Genomic DNA, 19,030 nt, shown 5'->3' on the forward strand with positions numbered 1-19,030 from the left:
GAAGGCCGACCGATCGGCCGGCCCGCCCCCTGTACCCATCTCGACACATGATCGCACTGGAGAATTACCGATGAGCCGAGTCCGAAAGAACACCCCCGGACGGATCCTGTTCGTGGGATCCGGACCGGGCGATCCGGCCCTGCTCACTGTGCACGCACGGGACGTCCTTGCCGCAGCGACGCTGGCCTTCACCGACCCCGACGTCGACAAGGGCGTCACCGTCCTGGTCGGCACCGACCTGGGCGTCGACGCGGAAACCGGTGAGCCGCTCGCCGAGGTCCGCCCGGCTCTCGGTGAACCGGCCGAGGTCGCGAAGACCCTCGTGCACGAGGCCCGCAACGGCCACGACGTCGTCCGCCTCGTGTCCGGTGACCCGCTGACTACCGATTCGGTGATCGCCGAGGTCGCGGCAGTGGCGCGCACTCAGGTGCAGTTCGAGGTCCTGCCCGGACTCCCTGCCGCGTCCGCTGTGCCGTCGTACGCCGGCATGGCGCTGGGCTCGGGACACACCGAGGCCGACGTCCGCGGTGAGGTCGACTGGGCGGCGCTGGCCGCGGCGCCCGGACCGCTGGTGCTGCACGCCACGTCGGGGCACCTGGCCGAGACGGCGAGCGCGCTCGTCGAACACGGTCTTGCTCCGCAGACCCCGGCCGCGATCACCGTTCGCGGCACCACCCGGCAGCAGCGCACGGTCGAGGCCACCCTCGCCACCCTCAACGAGGCCGGTTCCGAACTGGTCGGCTCCCTCGTGGTGACGGTCGGCAAGGTCGTGGCCCAGCGCAGCAAGATGTCGTGGTGGGAATCGCGTGCCCTGTACGGCTGGAAGGTCCTCGTGCCCCGCACGAAGGATCAGGCCGGGGAGATGAGCGACCGCCTGGTCACCCACGGCGCCATCCCGATCGAGGTGCCGACCATCGCCGTGGAGCCGCCCCGCAGTCCCGCCCAGATGGAACGTTCCGTCAAGGGCCTGGTCGACGGCCGCTACCAGTGGGTGGTGTTCACCTCCACCAACGCGGTGCGTGCGGTGTGGGAGAAGTTCGAGGAGTTCGGGCTCGACGCCCGCGCGTTCTCCGGTGTCAAGATCGCCTGCATCGGCGAGGCCACGGCCGCCAAGGTCCGGTCATTCGGGATCAACCCCGAACTCGTGCCGTCCGGTGAGCAGTCGAGCGAGGGCCTGCTGGCCGAGTTCGCTCCGTACGACGACGTGTTCGACCCCGTCAACCGGGTTCTGTTGCCCCGCGCCGACATTGCCACCGAAACACTCGCCGAGGGTTTGCGTGAACGCGGCTGGGAAATCGACGATGTCACCGCCTACCGCACCGTCCGGGCCGCGCCGCCGCCGGCCGAGACCCGCGAGATGATCAAGACCGGTGGGTTCGACGCGGTCTGCTTCACCTCGTCGTCGACGGTCCGCAATCTCGTCGGTATCGCGGGAAAGCCGCATGCACGGACCCTCGTGGCCTGCATCGGTCCCAAGACCGCGGAAACCGCAGTGGAGTTCGGACTTCGCGTGGACGTACAGCCGGAGACCGCTCAGGTCGGCCCGCTGGTGGAGGCTCTTGCCGAGCACGCCGCGCGACTGCGCGCCGAGGGTGCACTGCCCCCGCCGCGCAAGAAGTCCCGCGCCCGGCGATAGGCGCTACGCGCCTGTGAGTGGTTGAGGAGTCCAGGCACTCGTCAACCACTCACAGGCCCGACGAAGGAGGGCCCTTCCGTGTTCCCGACCCACCGGCCGCGGCGATTGCGCCGCACATCGGCGTTGCGCAGACTCGTCGCCGAGACTTCGCTCGAGCCACGACATCTGGTTCTGCCGATGTTCGTGGCGGACGGCATCGACGAGCCGCGCGAGATTTCGTCGATGCCCGGTGTCTTCCAGCACACGCTCGCATCGCTGAGGTCGGCTGCCATCGAGGCTGTGGAGGCGGGTGTCGGTGGGCTGATGTTGTTCGGTGTGCCGCGTCCCGACGACAAGGACGCCGAGGGTTCCGGCGCCAGCGATCCGGAAGGCATCTTGAACCGTGGGTTGCGCTCCCTTGCAGAGGAACTCGGTGACGCGACCGTCATCATGGCGGACACGTGCCTGGACGAGTTCACGGCGCACGGTCACTGTGGGGTGCTGGACGACAACGGCGCGGTCGACAACGACCGGACGCTGCTCAGGTACGTGGACATGGCCGTCTCGCAGGCCGATGCCGGTGCCCACCTGCTCGGTCCGAGCGGGATGATGGACGGTCAGGTTGCCGCCATCCGGAAGGCGCTGGACGCCGCGGGTCACACCGAAGTCGGTCAGCTGGCGTACTCCGCGAAATACGCCTCCGCTTTCTACGGGCCGTTCCGTGAGGCTGTGGGCTCGTCCCTGCAGGGTGACCGGAGAACCTATCAGCAGGACTCGGCCAATCGGCGGGAGTCGCTGCGCGAAGTGGATCTCGATATCGAGGAAGGCGCCGACCTCGTCATGGTCAAGCCGGCGATGTCGTATCTGGACATTCTCCGCGACGTGGCGGACAGGTCACCGGTTCCCGTTGCGGCATACCAGATTTCGGGTGAGTACTCGATGATCACGGCGGCTGCGCAGAACGGCTGGATCGATCGGGACGCCGCCATCCTCGAATCGCTGACGAGCATCCGGCGGGCGGGCGCCGACATCGTTCTCACCTACTGGGCCACCGAAGCGGCGGGCTGGCTGGGATGAATGCGGCGCGGCGTCCGGTGACGGATACGGTGGTGCCATGACTTCGCAGTGGCCGCACACCCCGCCACACCAGACACCGCAACACCAGATTCCGCCACAACAGGCACCGCCGCAGGGTCCGGACCCGTACGGCGCCTATCCGCCGCCCGTGCCGCAGCCGAAGCCCGAGCGCCCCGCGCCGGTCGATGTGGGCACGGCGGCGCAACTGCTGTGGGTGGTGGCCGTGCTCGGTGTGATCCAGGCGGTGGCGGCGATGGTCCTGGTGGTTCGTGAGAAGTCGACCTTCGTCGACGAACTGATGACCAATCCCAGCGTGAAATCCGGCGAGGTCGCGATGACGCGGGAGAACGTGGAGATGCTCTTCTACGTAGGTATAGCCGTCACTGGAGTCGTCATTTTGCTCCTGACGGGCCTGTTCGTCCTTTTCGTCCATTTCATGCGGAAGGGCAGGAACTGGGCGAGAACCTTGCTGACGGTCGTGAGCGTCACGATGGTGGTCTGGACGGTGCCGGTGCTGTTCGGAATCGGATCGGACGGTAGTAGTATCGCGCTCGCCGTCGGAGGTGTGCAGATCCTGCAGGCTGTGGTGGCGGTGGGTGCCGTCGTGCTGATGCACCGGAAAGACTCGAACGGTTACTTCTCGAAGCTGCCCGCGTCGTAGCTCGAGTTTGATCGTGAAACATAAAGATGTACCGTGAAGTACGTCACAACAGCACACGGCAGACTTCTTCTACCGAAGGGCATTTCTACATGCGCGCTGAAGATCGGGCACACGGGTCACGCAGGGAAGCACTGATGTTCGCCATTATCGTGGCCTTCGTACTGCTGACCCTGCTGCTCGTCGTCATTCCCGGTGCCGTTTCCTGAGGTGATCCCGCCGGGCGTGGACCACCGTGCGACCGCAAGAATCCGGGCGGTCCGTGGCTGAGGAGATTTTGTTCAGTGAGCCCGGCGCGCGCTGGCGGTTGGTGGCATTCGGCCCGGTGTTCTGCACTGTCGCGCTGGTAATCGAACTTCTAACGGGCCCGGTGGTGCACTGGTTCGCCCTGCCGTTGTTCGCCGCCCTCCTCAGCGGGTTCCTCTACGTGCAGGTAGTTGCCGCCCGCCGGCACGCGAGCGTGGAACTCACACCTACCGTGCTGCGGCAGGGCACCGAGGAACTACCGATCAGCGAGATCGTGAAGATCCTGCCTCCGCCGGACACCGAGTCGTACACACCCCAGCCCTGGGAGACGGCCCGGACGCTCGGTGAGCTGTCCGCGGTGCCCCGGCGACGATCGGGTATCGGGCTTCGACTGCGGGGCGGCGCACTGGTGCAGGCATGGGCGAAGGACGACGAGGGGTTGCGGGCGCAGCTCGAGTCGCTGCTCGCAAAGGCCGACGGAGGGGCGGAACAGTGAATCGACGCGCCATGGGGTCGGCGGCGGAGATCGCCTCGGCCGTCGTCCTGTCAATTCTGGCCGTGTGGTGCTGGACCTCGGCGCGAGTTACCTCCGATTTCGGTCCGGTCGCACCGGGCGCGCCGTCCTACCAGGGAACCGAGTACTCGGGTTCGTGGATCGCCGGCGCCGCCGCCCTCGTCACCGTTGCGGGCCTGCTCGTGATCGACGCGGTCCGCAGGCGGGTTGCCGGCCCGGCGGGTCACCCCGCCGAGCCGTCGACATCACCGGAAGATCTGAGTCTTGCGGATCGTGTCGGTTCCCGGCCCGTCGATCATCGCGGAGCCGAGTAGCGCCTCCGGCACTCCCAGTCCCTCGACGAGCGTCGCCGCGTGGGGGCGCAGCTTGCGGCAACGGTCGTTGATTCCCCGCTGCACCGCTTTGGACCGCTCGACCGACAGGTGGCGGTGTTCCATGAACCACGCCTTGTCTTCCTCGATGATGCTGAGCGCGTAAAGGTCGCAGACGTCGCTCAGAAGGTTGCGTGCTTCCTCGTCCTGACACTCGTCGATTCCGGCGATGAATGCTTCGAGCACCACCCGGTCGATGTGCGCCTGCGCGGCGTGCATTACGTGATCCTGGACGAAGTTGAACGCGTCGAACGGGTTTTCCTCACGCTTCTGCGCACCCTGGAGCCGGCGAGCCGCGGTCGAGAGCAGGTACTGCTCGCGGTCCTCGAACATGGTGAGCTGTGTCCCGCGGTTGAAGAGGCTGCCGTCCTCTTCGTTGTCCTGACGCGTGTCGAGGATGGTCTGAATGATCTGCTGCGCCGCTGTGCGGGTCTTGACGACGTCCGACACGGTCGTGGCGGCGAAACGCATCCACTCGACGGGACTCATCCCGCGGACCTCGTCGGCGTAGGACGTGAGCAGTTCCTTGGCAACCAGCTGGGTCAGTACGTGGTTGTCGCCCTCGAAAGTGGTGAACACGTCGGTGTCCGCCTTGAGAGCCGTCAGCCGGTTCTCCGCCATGTATCCGGCGCCGCCGCACGCTTCCCGGGCTTCCTGGATGGCGCGGGTGGCGTGCCAGGTGTTCGCTGCCTTGAGGCCGGCCGCCCGACCTTCGAGTTCGCGCTGCTCCTGCGGATCGGCATCCTCGATGCTCTGGATGTCATGCATCTTCGATACCAGCTCGTTCTGCGCGAACTGCAGCGCGTAGGACCGTGCGATCAACGGGAAGAGCCTTCGCTGGTGCACGAGGTAGTCCATGAGCAGCACTTCGTCTTCGCTCTGCGGCGCACTGAACTGGCGGCGCTGCAACGCGTATCGGGTCGCGATCGACAGTGCGACGCGGGCCGCGGCGCCGGCTGATCCACCGACGGTGACGCGTCCCCGCACGAGGGTTCCCACCATCGTGAAGAAGCGGCGATTGGCGTTGTCGATCGGGGAGGAATAGGTGCCGTCCTCCGCGACGTCGGCGTACTTGTTGAGCAGGTTCACTCGCGGAATGCGCACCTGATCAAAGGTGATGCGGCCGTTGTCAACTCCGGGGAGCCCACCTTTGTAGCCGCAGTCGGAGGTGTGAACGCCCGGAAGGTCGTTGCCGTTGTCGTCGCGAATCGGGACGAGGAAACAGTGCACGCCGTGGCGTTCACCCTGCGTCACCAATTGCGCGAAGACGGCCGCCATCGTCGCGTGTTGTGCGGCCCCGCCGATGTAGTCCTTGCGGGACGACGGGGTGGGGGAGTGGACGACGAATTCACCGGTGGCCGCGTCGTAGGTGGCGGTGGTCTCGAGTGCCTGGACATCGCTGCCGTGGCCGGTCTCCGTCATCGCGAAGCAACCGAGCAGGTCCAGGTCGATCAGAGGCTTGACGTATGCCTCGTGGTGGCGAGCGGTGCCCAGATTTTCGATGGCTCCGCCGAAAAGTCCCCACTGCACGCCCGCCTTGACCATCAGCGACAGGTCGGACATCGCCAGCATCTCGATGCTCGTCACCGCGGCCCCTGCGTCCCCGGTTCCGCCGTGGTCCTTCTTGAACCCGTCGGCTGCGTAGCCGTTGCCCGCGAGCAGACGCATCTGCTCGAGCGTCTTGGCTCGCGCTTCTTCCAGATCGGGGGTGTAGTGCGGAGCGAAATCCGGCGTCGCGGACAATTCCGCCCGCACGCGCTCGCGTACTTCCCTCCAGCGCCCGTCGAGTGTGCTTCTCAGGTGGTCAGCTGTGGTGGCCATGAGTCGACCCTAGCGGGAGCCCTACAGTTGCGGGTGTGAGTACCGGCAACGACGGCACGGGCGGACGACAGGTTTTCGACGCACATCTGCACGTCGTGGATCCCCGCTTCCCACTCGTCCCGAACGACGGCTATCTGCCGCCGGAGTTCACCGTGTCCGACTACACGAGACGGGTGGCCGGACTCGGTGTCATCGGGGGCGCCGTGGTGTCCGGATCGTTCCAGGCATTCGATCAGACATATTTGCTGGACGCGCTGGGAGCGCTCGGTGACGACTTCGTCGGCGTGACGCAGCTGCCCGCCTCGGTGACGGACGAGGAGGTCTTGCATCTGGACGCGTGCGGAGTACGAGCCCTGCGGTTCAACGTCCGCCGGGGTGGGTCCGAGTCGTTGTCGCACCTCGACACTCTCGCCCGGCGAGTGCACGAACTCGCCGGATGGCACGCCGAGCTGTACATCGATTCCCGCGATCTCGACGACCTCGGTGATCTCGTGGCGGCACTTCCGGCCGCGAGCATCGATCATCTCGGTCTGTCCGCAGAGGGCCTGCCGCACCTCCTGACCCTTGTCGAGAAGGGGATCCGGGTCAAAGCGACAGGCCTCGGCCGGGGAAATCTCGATGTCGCCGCCGCGCTGACGGCTCTGGTGGCAGTGAACCCGCGCGCCGTGATGTTCGGGACCGACCTCCCGTCCACCCGGGCGCCGCGACCGTTCGCCGACTCCGACCTCGAGATCGTCGCCGACGCCGTGGGGGGTGAGCACGTCGAGGCGGTGTTCTACGGGAACGCGGCCGAGTTCTACCGCGTGGCGGAACCGTTGGCCGCCGCCCGGACGAGTTGCTGATGGCGCAGTGCGATCTGGGTCTGCGTGGCGATCACGGTGGACGAGCGTAAGACGTTGCGGCCGTCGACGATCGAATTGATGACACGTTGCAGATCGGCATTCGTGCGCGCCACCACCCGCACCAGGACGTCACCGGCGCCCGTGATCGTATGCGCTTCCAACACTTCGGGGATGGCGGTCAGGTGCTCGACCACGGCGGCGTGTCCGGTGCCCTGGGCGATCTCGAGGGTGGCGAATGCGATGACCGGAAAACCCAGGGCCTCGGGATCGAGGGTCGGCGCCGAGCCGGTAATCACCCCGGAGCGTTCGAGGCGGTCGAGCCGCGCCTGGACTGTGCCACGCGCCACCCCGAGTCGGCGTGAGGCCTCGAGGACCCCGACCTTCGGTTCGTCATGGAGAAGATCGAGGAGTGCGGCGTCGAGCCGGTCGAGAGCCATCGTCATCCCCTGGTCACCTTGTACGATGAAATGTGGATACTGTCCAGCATTGTGTACACATTGACCATCCTAAAATCGCACAGTTGCGCATGGCAGTGATCTGAATCACAGTCTTTGCATGACTACTGCCGACATTCGACTGACTCCGCGTGAAGTGGCCGCCCGGCTCGACACCGCCGGGCTCCGGCAACTGGTCGGCCTCGTCGAACACGACGACGCCGCGGATCCCTTTCCCGTGGTCGCCTTGGACGCCGTGGTGTTCGTGTGCGGCAATGCGACGCAGAGCATGCAGTACTACGTGTCGACCTGGGGGATGACGCTCGTCGCCTACGCCGGCCCCGAGACCGGTCAGCGCACGCACAAGTCGTTCGTGCTCGAGTCGGGATCGGCGCGATTCGTGCTCCACGGTGCGGTGGACCCGAAAAGCCCTCTCGCTGATCATCACCGGACGCACGGCGACGGCGTCACCGATCTCGCGATGGAGGTGCTGGACGTCGACCGGTGCATCGCCCACGCGCGCTCGCAGGGCGCCACGATCCTGGAAGAGCCGCACGACGTCACCGACGGGTTCGGTACCGTCCGGCTGGCGGCGATCGCCACCTACGGCGACACTCGGCACACCATCGTCGACCGCAGCCGGTACGACGGCCCGTACCTGCCGGGATACGTCTCGCGCAGTAGCACTTTCGTACCGAGGCCGGGAAGGCCGAGGCGGTTGTTCGAGGCGCTCGATCATGCGGTCGGCAACGTCGAGATGGGCCGAATGGACCAGTGGGTCCGCTTCTACAACCGGGTCATGGGATTCACGAACATGGCCGAATTCGTCGGTGACGACATCGCCACGGAGTACTCGGCGCTCATGTCGAAAGTGGTCGCCAACGGCAACCACCGCGTGAAATTCCCGCTCAACGAGCCCGCCGTCGGCAAGAAGAAGTCGCAGATCGACGAGTATCTCGAGTTCTACGGTGGGCCGGGATGCCAGCACCTCGCACTGGCGACCGGCGACATCCTCGCGGCCGTCGACGCTCTGCGAGCGGAGGGTGTCGAATTTCTGAGTACCCCCGATGCGTACTACGACGATCCAGAGCTTCGCTCCCGGATCGGCAAGGTCCGAGTGCCGGTGGAGGAATTGCACAAACGCGGAATCCTCGTCGACCGAGACGAGGACGGCTATCTGCTCCAGATCTTCACAAGGCCGCTGGGCGACCGGCCCACCATGTTCTTCGAACTGATCGAGCGGCACGGATCCCTCGGTTTCGGAGCGGGAAACTTCCGGGCGCTGTTCGAGTCCATCGAGCGGGAGCAGGCGGCGCGCGGCAATCTGTGAGTACCCGAACGGCGAACAGGGCATCATCCAGGAATGGACACGAAGCGCGGCCTGATGGAGCCCGGGGCATGAGTCTCGTCACCGGACCGATATTTCAGGTCTGCTGGGTGGTCGAGGACCTCGCCACGGCGGAGCGCCATTTCGCCGACCAGTTCGGAGTCGCGAAATGGCTGCGACTGCCGAATGTGCATTCCGGTCCCGATCACTGCACGTACCGCGGGGAGCCCGCCGACTACGTCGTCCACGTGTCGCTCGGGTACGCCGGAGGGCAGCAGCTCGAACTCATCGAACCGGTGTCGGGCCGCAACCTCTATGTCGAGCAGTTGGAGAGGAGCGGTCCCGGAGTGCACCACGTGGCGTGGGTTCCCGACGACTTCGAGGCCACGCTGGCGGAGGCGGCGCGCCGCGGGCTGCCCGTCGTCCAGCAGGGGCGGTTCGAGGGAGTCGGGATGGAATTCGCCTACCTCGAAGGCGGCCGCCTCGGCGGCTACGTCGAGCTGATGAAGCTGTCAGAGGAGATGCGGGCGATGTTCGACTCCCTCGTCCCCGAGTGACCGCACGAAGTGATACTGGCCACCCACTACACCCTGTCGTTGGCAAATTCGACAGAACTGGGACACTGGAGGCCGTGACTGTTTCCTCCGGTGGCCCCGACGTGCATGCATCCCGTTCCGCTCAGCTCTTCGACCGGGCCGACGTGGTGATTCCCGGCGGCGTCAACTCGCCGGTGCGGGCCTTCGGTTCGGTCGGCGGAACCCCGCGCTTCATCGAGAAGGCTGCCGGTTACACGCTCACCGACGTCGACGGCAACGACTACGTCGATCTCATCTGTTCTTGGGGTCCGATGATTCTCGGCCACGCCCATCCCGCTGTCGTCGAGGCAGTCCAGAAGGCGGCCGCCACGGGCCTGTCCTTCGGAGCACCCACCGAGGGTGAGATCGAACTGGCCGAGGAGATCGTCGCCCGCGTCGCGCCGGTGGACAAGGTGCGGCTGGTCAATTCCGGCACCGAGGCCACCATGAGCGCGGTCCGACTTGCGAGGGGATTCACCGGCCGGACCAAGATCGTGAAGTTCTCGGGTTGCTACCACGGCCACGTCGACGCGTTGCTCGCCGACGCCGGTTCCGGCCTGGCCACGTTCGGCCTGCCGACGTCGCCCGGCGTGACCGGCGCCCAGGCGGAGGACACCATTGTCGTGCCCTACAACGATCTCGAGGCCGTCGCGCAGGCGTTCGCAGCCAACGAGGGCCAGATCGCGTGCGTCATCACCGAGGCCGCTGCAGGCAACATGGGTGCGATCGCACCCCAGCCCGGATTCAACGAGGGACTGCGCACACTCACGCGCGAGCACGGCGCGTTGCTGATCATGGACGAGGTGATGACGGGATTCCGCGTCAGCTCGGCCGGCTGGTACGGACTCGAGGGTGTCGCAGGCGACCTCTACACGTTCGGCAAGGTGATGAGCGGCGGCCTGCCCGCTGCCGCCTTCGGTGGCCGCGCCGACGTCATGGCTCACCTGGCGCCCGCCGGTCCCGTCTACCAGGCGGGCACGCTGTCGGGAAACCCCGTCGCCGTCGCCGCCGGTCTCGCGAGCCTGCGCGCGGCCGATGCGAGTGTCTACGACGCCCTCGAGCGCAACAGCGTCACCCTGCAGAACCTGCTGTCCGAATCGCTGACCGCGGCAGGCGTGCCCCATCGAGTGCAGACCGCCGGAACGATGCTCAGCGTCTTCTTCACCGAAGATCCGGTCACCAACTACGCCGAGGCGAAAACGGCGCAGACGTGGCGGTTCCCGGCCTTCTTCCATGGACTGCTCTCGCGCGGGGTGTACCCACCGCCCAGCGCGTTCGAGGCCTGGTTCGTCTCGGCGGCCATGGACGACAAAGCCTTCTCCATCATCGCCGACGCCCTGCCGCATGCAGCGAAGGCCGCCGCGGCGGCCACCCAGCCCTGACCGTCTGTCCAGTCCTGACGCGCCGCGTCGATTCAGCCACCCGACTCCCCGCCCCGACCCGAGGAACCGCACCGTGACCGATGCCGCTCACCCCGACCACACCCAGACCCGCACGATCGTGCACGTGCTCCGGCACGGCGAAGTGCACAACCCGCGAGGAATTCTCTACGGCAGGCTTCCCGGTTTCCGCCTGTCGGTGACGGGCGAGGCACAGGCCCGCGCCGTCGCTTCGGTCCTGGCGACCCACGACATCACCCACGTCGTCGCATCGCCGCTGCAACGGGCGCAGGAAACGGCGGCGCCGATCGCAGAGAAGCACGGACTCGAGATCGCAACCGACGAGAACCTCATCGAGGCGGGTAACGAGTTCGAGGGACTCAAGGTCTCGGTGGGCGACGGCGCGCTCGCACGCCCCCGACACTGGTGGAAGCTGCGAGATCCGTTCACTCCGTCCTGGGGTGAGCCGTACCTGCAGATCGCGCACCGAATGCTTGCCGCCGTCAACAGCGCGCGCGTGGCCGCCGTCGGTCACGAGGCCGTGGTCGTCAGCCACCAACTTCCCGTCTGGACGCTGCGCCGATTCCTGCAGGGGGAGCGGTTGTGGCACGACCCGCGTCACCGCCAGTGCTCTCTGGCGTCGCTGACGTCGCTCGTCTACGAGGGCGACACACTCATCGACATCGTGTACTCGGAGCCCGCGGGCGCATCGGATCCGAGGGTGAGCGGGGCATGATTCGGGGGCGCTTCGCCGGGCTTCTCGCGGTGATCTGCATGGCCGCGGTGTCGCTGTCGGCGTGTGCGTCCGGCGACGACGCCGTGGCCCAGGGAGGCACGTTCGACTTCGTGTCCCCGGGCGGTCAGACGGAAATCTTCTACGATCCGCCGGCCGGTCGCGGCACCATCGGCACCGTGTCCGGACCCGACCTCATGACGGAGGGCAAGACCACCTCCCTCGACGACTACGAGGGCCAGGTAGTGGTCCTCAACGTCTGGGGGCAGTGGTGCGGGCCGTGCCGCGGCGAGGCGAACGACCTCGAGCAGGTCTACGAGGCGACCAAAGACCAAGGTGTCGCGTTTCTCGGGATCAACGTCCGGGACAATCAGCAAGACAAGGCGCAGGACTTCGTGATCAACAACAACGTGTCGTATCCGTCGATCTACGACCCCGCCATGCGGACGATGATCGCTTTGGGAGCGAACTACCCGACGAGCGTCATTCCCACCACGGTCGTGCTCGATCGTGAACACCGTGTCGCCGCGGTGTTCCTGAAGGAATTGCTGGCGGACGACCTGCAGCCGGTAGTCGAACGGGTGGCGCAGGAATCGTGACTACCGGTACCACCCTTCTCGCCGCCGGCGTCGGCGACGCCTTCCAGTCCACCGCCTCGTCGGGACCGCTGTTCCTCGCGCTCGGAGCCTGCGTTCTCGCTGGTCTGGTCTCGTTCGCCTCGCCGTGCGTCGTTCCCCTCGTCCCCGGTTACCTGTCCTACCTGGCCGGTGTCGTGGGAGCCGACGCTCCGGCTGTCACCGCCGAAGAAGCCGCGACGCGCACGAAGACGGTGACAGACGGACGCCTGCGCGTCGCGGGGGCCGCAACTCTCTTCGTGGCCGGTTTCACGGTCGTGTTCGTCCTGGCCACGGCGTCGTTCTTCGGCGCGATCTCGGTCCTTTCCGTCAACCGCGAAGTACTGATGCGGGTCGGAGGTGTCGTGACGATCGCCATGGGATTGGTGTTCATCGGCCTGATCCCGGCGTTGCAGCGTGACACCCGGCTCGAGCCGCGGCGTATCTCCAGCCTGGCGGGAGCCCCGCTGCTGGGTGCAGTGTTCGCGCTGGGGTGGACGCCGTGCCTCGGTCCGACACTGGCCGGCGTCATCTCCCTTGCCGCCGGCACCGACGGCGCCACCGCGGCCCGCGGCGTCGCCCTGATCGTCGCCTACTGCCTCGGCCTGGGCCTGCCCTTCGTCATCCTTGCCCTCGGCTCCTCCCGCGCGCTGCGGGGTGTGGGCTGGCTGCGCCGCAACGCGCGAACCATCCAAATCTTCGGCGGCATCATGCTCGTGGCGGTGGGCATCGCCCTCGTCACCGGCGCGTGGGATCAATTCGTCGGCTGGATTCGCGACGCCTTCATCTCGGAAGTGACCTTGCCAATTTAACGGTTCCCATCGACGAATCGACGGGATCCTCAACTCGGACCGCACCGACAATCAACCCGGAGGAGGCTGCAGGTGTCTTACGTCGTCAACGCTGGTGTGGCCCCGCTCTGCCACAGCCAGGACTACCCTGGCAGCATTCCTGTCCCTATGGTCGGTATTCCCGCAGGTGTGACACCGGAAGATGCGTTCCGAGAGCCCCAGCTGCTGCTTGGCTCTCGCGCAGCAACTGGAGCACGTCATTGTGGTGTAGGCGGGCGCGACGATGACCACCTGACGTCCTGCCCGCTTCGCACGGTAAATCAATTCCCGTTTGACCGTGCCGATCGTCGCATCTGCAGACTTTCGGGCCATCGTCGATCCAGCGAGGAACTTCGGCCTGAAATCCTCCACGGCTATGAGTTGATGGCTTGCAACGACATCGCGTGCCCACATTCGGGAGTCGTGCTGGGTCTGTCGGGCCGCCTTCTTCTGCAGGCGGGCGGCCTCACGCCGGGCTTCCTTATATCCGTTCGACGGAGCGATACCCTTCTTTCGACAACGCCTTGCCATCCTTCTTTGTGCCTTTGCGAGTTCGGCGGAACAGCGCTTCCGATGCCCGAGGTACACCAAGTCATACCGTTCGTCCGTCGTCGTCGCGGTGGTCGACACGCCCCAGTCGATACCGATGCCACCCCTGGCATCCGTGGCGGATGGAGCCGAGCGGCGGACCACAAAAGACGCGTACCAATGTCCCAAGGAATCTCGGTAGACGCGCACAGAAGTCGGCTTCGACGGCAACTCCCGGGACCACACCACAGGAATCCTTACCCCTTTTGGCAGCACCAGCTGACCTTCGAGAATCGAGAAGCCGCGAGTCGTGTACTCGAGGGACGGGAGGCTCCTGTTTCGTGCCTTGTACCTCGGTCGTCCACGATCCCTCACCCCAAACGAGGAACTCAGCGCCTGCCCGTACGTGCGCAACATTTGCTGCTGCGCCACCTGCGAACCAGCACGCAGCCACGCGCAGCGCGCGCGTGCCTCGGTGAGCAATCTCGAAAGCGCGCCGAAAGTCGGCCTACGCCCCGATCTCTGCTGGTGGACGGCCTCGTTCCACAGGAACCGACACCGATGCCACTCCGCGATAAGCGCACGCTCCGCCGTCGCGCCCGGGCGCAACCGGTAGGAGTAGCGCACTACTTCCCCCATTTCCAGATCGTAACGAGAGGCACCGACATGTATCGGCAGCCATGCCGCCGCGACGTCCGGCCGGACGAAACCGGTGATTTCTCGGGTGCTGCTCGATGAGCGACACCCAGACCCCCGAGGCCCCGGAAGCCGCACCGGTACCCCGCCAATCGTTGCCGGGCCGGGCTTTCGCACTGGTCCGCAACACCTGGCGTGGGCTCACGTCGATGCGGACGGCGCTGGTGTTGCTGTTCCTGCTGGCGCTCGCGGCGATACCCGGGGCCTTGCTGCCGCAGCGCAGCCTCAATGCGGGCAAGGTCGACGAGTACATCGCGAATCGGCCGACCCTCGGTCCCTGGATGGACCGGCTCGAACTCTTCGATGTATTCGGCAGTTTCTGGTTTACCGCGGTCTACGTCCTGCTCTTCATCTCGCTGGTCGGCTGCATCCTTCCGCGTTGCGTCGACCACGCGAAAGCACTGCGCACGCGTCCGGTGGCAGCGCCCCGGAACCTCGCGCGTCTGCCCCACCACGTCGAGCGCCGGGTCGAGGAGACGCCCGAGGAACTCGCCGCCCGCATCCGTACTTCGCTGAAAAAGTGGCGGGTGGAGACCCGCACGGGCGGCGCACGCCCGGTCCGCGACGGTGAGATCACCCTCTCTGCGGAGAAGGGTTACACGCGCGAACTCGGCAACCTCGTCTTCCACCTCTCGCTCGTCGGTCTGCTGGTGGCCATCGCCGTCGGCAAACTGTTCGGGTACGAGGGCAACGTGATCGTGGTCGCCAACAACGGTCCCGGCTTCTGCACCACGTCCCCTGCCGTGTTCGATTCGTTCAAGGCAGGAAACACGCAGGACGGCACGGGAATGACCCCGCTGTGTCTCAAGGTCAAGGACTTCACCGCCGACTACCTCGACAACGGTCAGGCCGAGATGTTCACGTCGAACATTTCGTACCAGGCCGGTGACGACCTCGAAACCGGTATCTGGCGCGACGATCAGTTGCAGGTCAATCATCCTCTCCGTGTCGAGGGGGACCGTGTCTACCTGCAGGGACACGGATACGCGCCGACATTCACCGTCACGTTCCCTGGCGGTGAGACGCGGACCGAAACGCTGCAATGGCGACCTGACGATGCGACGACCTTCCTCAGCAGCGGGGCCATGCGATTCGATCCGCCTGGTGGCATGTACCCCGACACGGACGAACGCCGCAAGAATCAGATCGCGATCGAGGGCTTGTTCGCCCCCACCGCGCTGTTCCACGGCAACCTGCTCGCGTCGAGTCATCCGGCGATGAAGGACCCGGCGGTGGCCATCGACATCTACAAGGGCGACACCGGCCTCGACACCGGCAACCCGCAGTCGCTGTTCTCCCTCAATACCGAACTGATCAACCAGGGTCGGCTGGTGAAGCAGGACCGGGTCAACCTCATGCCGGGGGAGAGCGCGACGCTCGCCGACGGCACGCAGGTGCGGTTCGACGGAGCCGTGGACTTCGTCAATGTGCAGGTGTCGCACGATCCGGCGCAACAGTGGGTGCTGGTGTCGGCTCTGACGATGATGGCGGGACTGCTGGTGTCGCTGCTGATCAAGCGCCGCCGCATCTGGGCCCGCATCTATCCCGCGGACCCCGCCGACCTTGACCCACGACGTACTGTAGTAGAGCTTGGCGGACTCGCCCGGACCGATCAGGCCGGCTGGGGTGACGAGTTCGACCGGCTCTGCGCCCGTCTGCTGACGGACGACACGAAGCCTGACGCGCAGGAGAAGCGACGATGACGACCAACGAGACACTGGCGCAGTACAGCGACTGGGCCTTCCGATCCGCGTTCACGGTGCTCGCGCTCGCGCTCGTGCTGCTGATCGTGCAGTACGCGTCGACGAGGGCGCGCGCCGTGCAGGACAAGGAGCTCGTGGCGGCGGGTGCCAGGCCCGCCGGCTCCGCGGCGGTTCCCGGACGCGTGGTCGAGCAGCCGAAGAAGCCGATGGCCGAGCGCTTCGGCGGCATGGGGTCTGCGGTGCTCGTGGTCGGCACTGTTCTCATCTTCGCGTCGATCGTGCTCCGCGGATTTGCCACCGACCGTTTCCCGCTCGGCAATATGTACGAGTTCGTCACCATGGCCTGCGGGGCGGCGCTCGTCGTGGGGCTGGCGCTCCTGTCGAAGCCCGCATACCGGCCGATGTGGGTTTTCCTGCTCGTCCCCATTCTCATCCTGATGTTCCTCGCCGCCACGGTGCTCTACGCGGATGCGGCACCGGTGGTGCCGGCGCTGCGGTCGTACTGGCTTCCCATCCACGTCACCATCGTCAGCGTGGGTTCGGGCGTCTTCCTGGTGTCGGGCATCGCCAGCCTCTTGTTCCTGCTGCGGATGCGCTACCCGCGTGGCGAGGAAGGAACGGGCGTCTTCGCACGGGTGGCGGAGCGCCTGCCCGACGCGCAGACCTTGGACCGATTGGCGTACAAGACCACGATCATCGGGTTCCCGCTGTTCGGCGCCGGTGTCATCCTGGGGGCGATCTGGGCCGAAGCCGCCTGGGGGCGGTTCTGGGGATGGGATCCCAAGGAGACGATGTCGTTCATCGCCTGGGTGATCTATGCGGCATATCTCCACGCCCGAGCGACCTCCGGATGGCGCGATACCAAAGCCGCGTGGATCAACATCGCCGGCTTCGTTGCGATGCTGTTCAATCTGTTCATCATCAACATGGTGGTGTCGGGACTGCATTCGTACGCGGGCCTGACCTGACGGTCACCACCGACTGATATTCTTCCGCCGCGACGTCTCCCAGCGGTGTGAAGCGGTGGGGACTACGGAGACTTCATCTAGGGGGGATGTTCGGCCATGTCCGAAAACAACGCTGGCGTGTGGGAGCCGGTGCGGCCGGCATCGAACCCGCCCGCCGACACCACCGTGGGATCCACACCGCACAACGCCGCGCGGCAGGCGCCGTACGTTCAGCCGCAGGGTCCCAACCCCTTCGCGCAGCCCGGGCACCAGGCCCCCGCCGCGACGCCGGCGCGTCCTCAGACGCAGGCCCCGGCCGCGGGTCCGATTCAGGCACCGCCGCCCACACTGGCTCCCGCATCTCCGCAGCCCGCCCCGGCTCCGACGTTCACAGCCCCCGCGCAGCAACTGCCGTCGCACACGCAGCAACCTGCGCCCGCCGCGTACACGTCGGCTCCCGAGCAGCATCCGGCGAGCCGTCCGCAGACCGTGCGTCCCGAGCAGCAGCAGTACGCGGTATCCGCGCGAGACCTGTCCACGTCACTTCTGCTCAAGCAGGTCAAGCCTGCCCCCACCACGGGGTGGCGCAGAATGCTGTACCAGGTGTCCGGTCGCTACATCAACCTCGGGAACAGCGCCAAGGAACAGCGCCGCATCGAGCTCACCAAGCAGGTCAACCAGCCGTTGCAGGGCTGCTACAAGATTGCTCTGCTGAGCCTCAAGGGTGGAGTCGGCAAGACCACCACCACGGCCACACTGGGATCGACGTTCGCATCGTTGCGCGGTGATCGAGTGATCGCGGTCGACGCCAACCCGGACCGCGGCACGCTCAGCCAGAAGATCCCCCTGGAAACCCCCGCCACCGTGCGGAACCTGCTCCGCGACGAACACAGTATCGAAAAGTACAGTGACGTCCGCAGTTACACGTCACAAAGTCGGCATCGGCTCGAGGTACTCGCATCGGACAGCGACCCGGCGGTGTCGGAGGCGTTCAGCGCGGACGACTACGCGCGCACGGTCGCAATGCTCGAGAAGTTCTACAGCATCGTCCTCACCGACTGCGGCACCGGGCTGATGCATTCCGCGATGCAGACGATTCTCGAAGAGGCCGACGCACTCGTGGTGGTCAGCTCGGGGTCGGTCGACGGTGCCCGCAGCGCCTCGGCGACGCTCGACTGGCTCGATGCGCACGGCTACCGCGAACTCGTCGCGAGGTCCGTGGCCGTCGTCAACGCCGTCCGCCCGCGCTCCGGCAAAGTTGATCTGCCGAAAGTGGTCGAACACTTCGAACAGCGGTGCCGGCTGGTTCGGCTCATCCCGTTCGATCCACACCTCGAAGAGGGCGCCGAGATCGAACTCGATCGCCTGCGGCCCAAGACGCGAAATGCCCTACTCGAACTCGCTGCAGCGGTGGCGTCCGACTTTCCCGCCTCCACGTTCGCGCTCCAGGATCATCGCTGACGCAGTAACCGAACCGCGGGGGAAATCACCCTGTGGTATCCGGCGAACCCGTGTCGGGCTCGTCCGACTTCTTCCGTCGGGCGTCCCGACTCATGCGCCACAGAAAATCTGGATCGTCGTCGGGTCCGAGAACCCTGTCGCCGAGAACTGGCTTCGTATTCGGGCCGAACGCTTTCCACAGTAGAAACGCCACGACCACGAGCCCGATGAGCGCCAACAAATACAGCACCGCGCACCTCCTTACACCGCTCGGGTAGCCGGTATCCCTCGAGCGTAGCCGTGTAAGAAGCCGACGGCACCTACCCCCTCAGGGGCGAGCCCGTCCACATGTTCAGGGTCGCGCAGCCTCCGTGTTCAGGGTCGGGCAGCCAAGGTGTGTTCAGGGTCGGGCAGCCTCCGTGGTGAGCGAGCGGAGCAGTTGCATCACTTCGGCCTCGCGGAACCGGCGGTGGCCACCGGGTGTCCGGAGCGAGCCGAGCCTGCCCGCGTGCGCCCACCGGGTGACGGTTTTGGGGTCGACGTGGAACAGGGCGGCCACCTGGCCCGGGGTCATGAGGGCTTCGTTCGGTCCGCTGAAACCGGATCCGTTGTAGGTGGGTGCGCTCATCGACGGTCCTCCGCTGTTTTCGTTCTGTCAGTGCTGCAGCTGGTCGCAATCG

The 19,030-nt window shown here is 66.2% G+C and carries 20 protein-coding genes; 15 read left to right on the forward strand and 5 right to left on the reverse strand.

Annotated elements, in window-relative coordinates; translation table 11 throughout:
* The first annotated feature begins 70 nt into the window (after positions 1-70).
* From CBI38_RS07915 to CBI38_RS07935, 5 genes are all read left to right on the forward strand, one after another.
* Positions 71-1,636: a bifunctional uroporphyrinogen-III C-methyltransferase/uroporphyrinogen-III synthase gene (locus tag CBI38_RS07915; protein WP_109327853.1), complete on the forward strand. Its 1,566-nt coding sequence runs from the start codon at positions 71-73 to the stop codon at positions 1,634-1,636.
* A gap of 78 nt (positions 1,637-1,714) precedes the next feature.
* Entirely contained in the window at positions 1,715-2,692 is a 978-nt protein-coding gene (gene hemB, locus CBI38_RS07920) for a porphobilinogen synthase (protein WP_109327855.1), read from the forward strand.
* Positions 2,693-2,729: 37 nt separating this feature from the next.
* Positions 2,730-3,353 (forward strand): hypothetical protein, encoded by a 624-nt coding sequence (locus CBI38_RS07925; RefSeq protein ID WP_109327857.1) that lies wholly within the window; start codon positions 2,730-2,732, stop codon positions 3,351-3,353.
* Between the two features lie 259 nt (positions 3,354-3,612).
* Complete coding sequence (locus CBI38_RS07930) at positions 3,613-4,092, forward strand: hypothetical protein (RefSeq protein ID WP_109327859.1); 480 nt, start codon at positions 3,613-3,615, stop codon at positions 4,090-4,092.
* The gene (locus CBI38_RS07935; RefSeq protein ID WP_204164890.1) at positions 4,089-4,424 is read left to right on the forward strand and encodes a hypothetical protein; all 336 of its coding nucleotides are present in this window, start codon (positions 4,089-4,091) and stop codon (positions 4,422-4,424) included. Before CBI38_RS07930 ends, CBI38_RS07935 begins: the two co-directional genes overlap by 4 nt.
* Here the strand turns inward: CBI38_RS07935 and CBI38_RS07940 are convergent.
* Positions 4,356-6,302: an acyl-CoA dehydrogenase family protein gene (locus tag CBI38_RS07940; RefSeq protein WP_109327862.1), complete on the reverse strand. Its 1,947-nt coding sequence runs from the start codon at positions 6,300-6,302 to the stop codon at positions 4,356-4,358. The two genes, CBI38_RS07935 and CBI38_RS07940, sit on opposite strands and share 69 nt — an antisense overlap.
* Before the next feature lie 35 nt (positions 6,303-6,337).
* Between CBI38_RS07940 and CBI38_RS07945 the strand changes: the two genes are divergently transcribed.
* A complete protein-coding gene (locus CBI38_RS07945) occupies positions 6,338-7,144 on the forward strand; it encodes an amidohydrolase family protein (RefSeq protein ID WP_109327864.1) in 807 nt (268 codons plus the stop codon).
* Here the strand turns inward: CBI38_RS07945 and CBI38_RS07950 are convergent.
* Positions 7,099-7,581, reverse strand: coding sequence for an Lrp/AsnC family transcriptional regulator (locus tag CBI38_RS07950; protein ID WP_109334933.1), 483 nt, complete (start codon positions 7,579-7,581; stop codon positions 7,099-7,101). The genes CBI38_RS07945 and CBI38_RS07950 overlap by 46 nt on opposite strands.
* 118 nt (positions 7,582-7,699) lie before the next feature.
* On the opposite strand from CBI38_RS07950, the gene hppD reads away from it, so the two are divergent.
* The 6 genes from hppD to CBI38_RS07980 all read left to right on the forward strand — a co-directional run bounded on the left by hppD (position 7,700) and on the right by CBI38_RS07980 (position 13,018).
* Positions 7,700-8,908 carry a 4-hydroxyphenylpyruvate dioxygenase gene (gene hppD, locus CBI38_RS07955; protein WP_109327866.1) on the forward strand — a complete coding sequence of 403 codons (1,209 nt, stop codon included), beginning with the start codon at positions 7,700-7,702 and terminating at the stop codon, positions 8,906-8,908.
* Between the two features lie 68 nt (positions 8,909-8,976).
* Complete coding sequence (locus CBI38_RS07960) at positions 8,977-9,462, forward strand: VOC family protein (RefSeq protein WP_109327868.1); 486 nt, start codon at positions 8,977-8,979, stop codon at positions 9,460-9,462.
* A 74-nt stretch (positions 9,463-9,536) separates the two neighbouring features.
* Positions 9,537-10,862, forward strand: a complete 1,326-nt coding sequence (gene hemL, locus CBI38_RS07965) for a glutamate-1-semialdehyde 2,1-aminomutase (protein WP_109327870.1) — start codon at positions 9,537-9,539, stop codon at positions 10,860-10,862.
* Between the two features lie 73 nt (positions 10,863-10,935).
* Positions 10,936-11,595 carry a histidine phosphatase family protein gene (locus CBI38_RS07970; protein ID WP_109327872.1) on the forward strand — a complete coding sequence of 220 codons (660 nt, stop codon included), beginning with the start codon at positions 10,936-10,938 and terminating at the stop codon, positions 11,593-11,595.
* Positions 11,592-12,191, forward strand: a complete 600-nt coding sequence (locus CBI38_RS07975) for a TlpA disulfide reductase family protein (RefSeq protein ID WP_109327874.1) — start codon at positions 11,592-11,594, stop codon at positions 12,189-12,191. Before CBI38_RS07970 ends, CBI38_RS07975 begins: the two co-directional genes overlap by 4 nt.
* Entirely contained in the window at positions 12,188-13,018 is an 831-nt protein-coding gene (locus CBI38_RS07980) for a cytochrome c biogenesis CcdA family protein (protein ID WP_109327876.1), read from the forward strand. Before CBI38_RS07975 ends, CBI38_RS07980 begins: the two co-directional genes overlap by 4 nt.
* 51 nt (positions 13,019-13,069) lie before the next feature.
* Here CBI38_RS07980 and CBI38_RS07985 read toward each other — a convergent pair whose 3' ends face one another.
* Positions 13,070-14,203: an RNA-guided endonuclease InsQ/TnpB family protein gene (locus tag CBI38_RS07985; RefSeq protein ID WP_109327878.1), complete on the reverse strand. Its 1,134-nt coding sequence runs from the start codon at positions 14,201-14,203 to the stop codon at positions 13,070-13,072.
* A gap of 95 nt (positions 14,204-14,298) precedes the next feature.
* Between CBI38_RS07985 and resB the strand changes: the two genes are divergently transcribed.
* From resB to CBI38_RS08000, 3 genes are all read left to right on the forward strand, one after another.
* Complete coding sequence (gene resB / locus CBI38_RS07990) at positions 14,299-15,963, forward strand: cytochrome c biogenesis protein ResB (RefSeq protein ID WP_109327880.1); 1,665 nt, start codon at positions 14,299-14,301, stop codon at positions 15,961-15,963.
* Complete coding sequence (ccsB, locus tag CBI38_RS07995; protein ID WP_109327882.1) at positions 15,960-16,931, forward strand: c-type cytochrome biogenesis protein CcsB; 972 nt, start codon at positions 15,960-15,962, stop codon at positions 16,929-16,931. The genes resB and ccsB overlap by 4 nt, the downstream gene beginning before the upstream one ends.
* 96 nt (positions 16,932-17,027) lie before the next feature.
* Positions 17,028-18,371: a MinD/ParA family ATP-binding protein gene (locus CBI38_RS08000; protein ID WP_109327884.1), complete on the forward strand. Its 1,344-nt coding sequence runs from the start codon at positions 17,028-17,030 to the stop codon at positions 18,369-18,371.
* A gap of 25 nt (positions 18,372-18,396) precedes the next feature.
* Here the strand turns inward: CBI38_RS08000 and CBI38_RS08005 are convergent, their stop codons facing one another.
* Together CBI38_RS08005 and CBI38_RS08010 are read right to left on the reverse strand one after the other, a co-directional pair.
* Positions 18,397-18,600, reverse strand: coding sequence for a hypothetical protein (locus tag CBI38_RS08005; protein ID WP_109327886.1), 204 nt, complete (start codon positions 18,598-18,600; stop codon positions 18,397-18,399).
* A gap of 150 nt (positions 18,601-18,750) precedes the next feature.
* A complete protein-coding gene (locus tag CBI38_RS08010) occupies positions 18,751-18,978 on the reverse strand; it encodes a BldC family transcriptional regulator (RefSeq protein WP_109327888.1) in 228 nt (75 codons plus the stop codon).
* Positions 18,979-19,030: the final 52 nt, after the last annotated feature.

The organism is Rhodococcus oxybenzonivorans, from assembly GCF_003130705.1.
Classification (GTDB): Bacteria; Actinomycetota; Actinomycetes; order Mycobacteriales; family Mycobacteriaceae; genus Rhodococcus_F; species Rhodococcus_F oxybenzonivorans.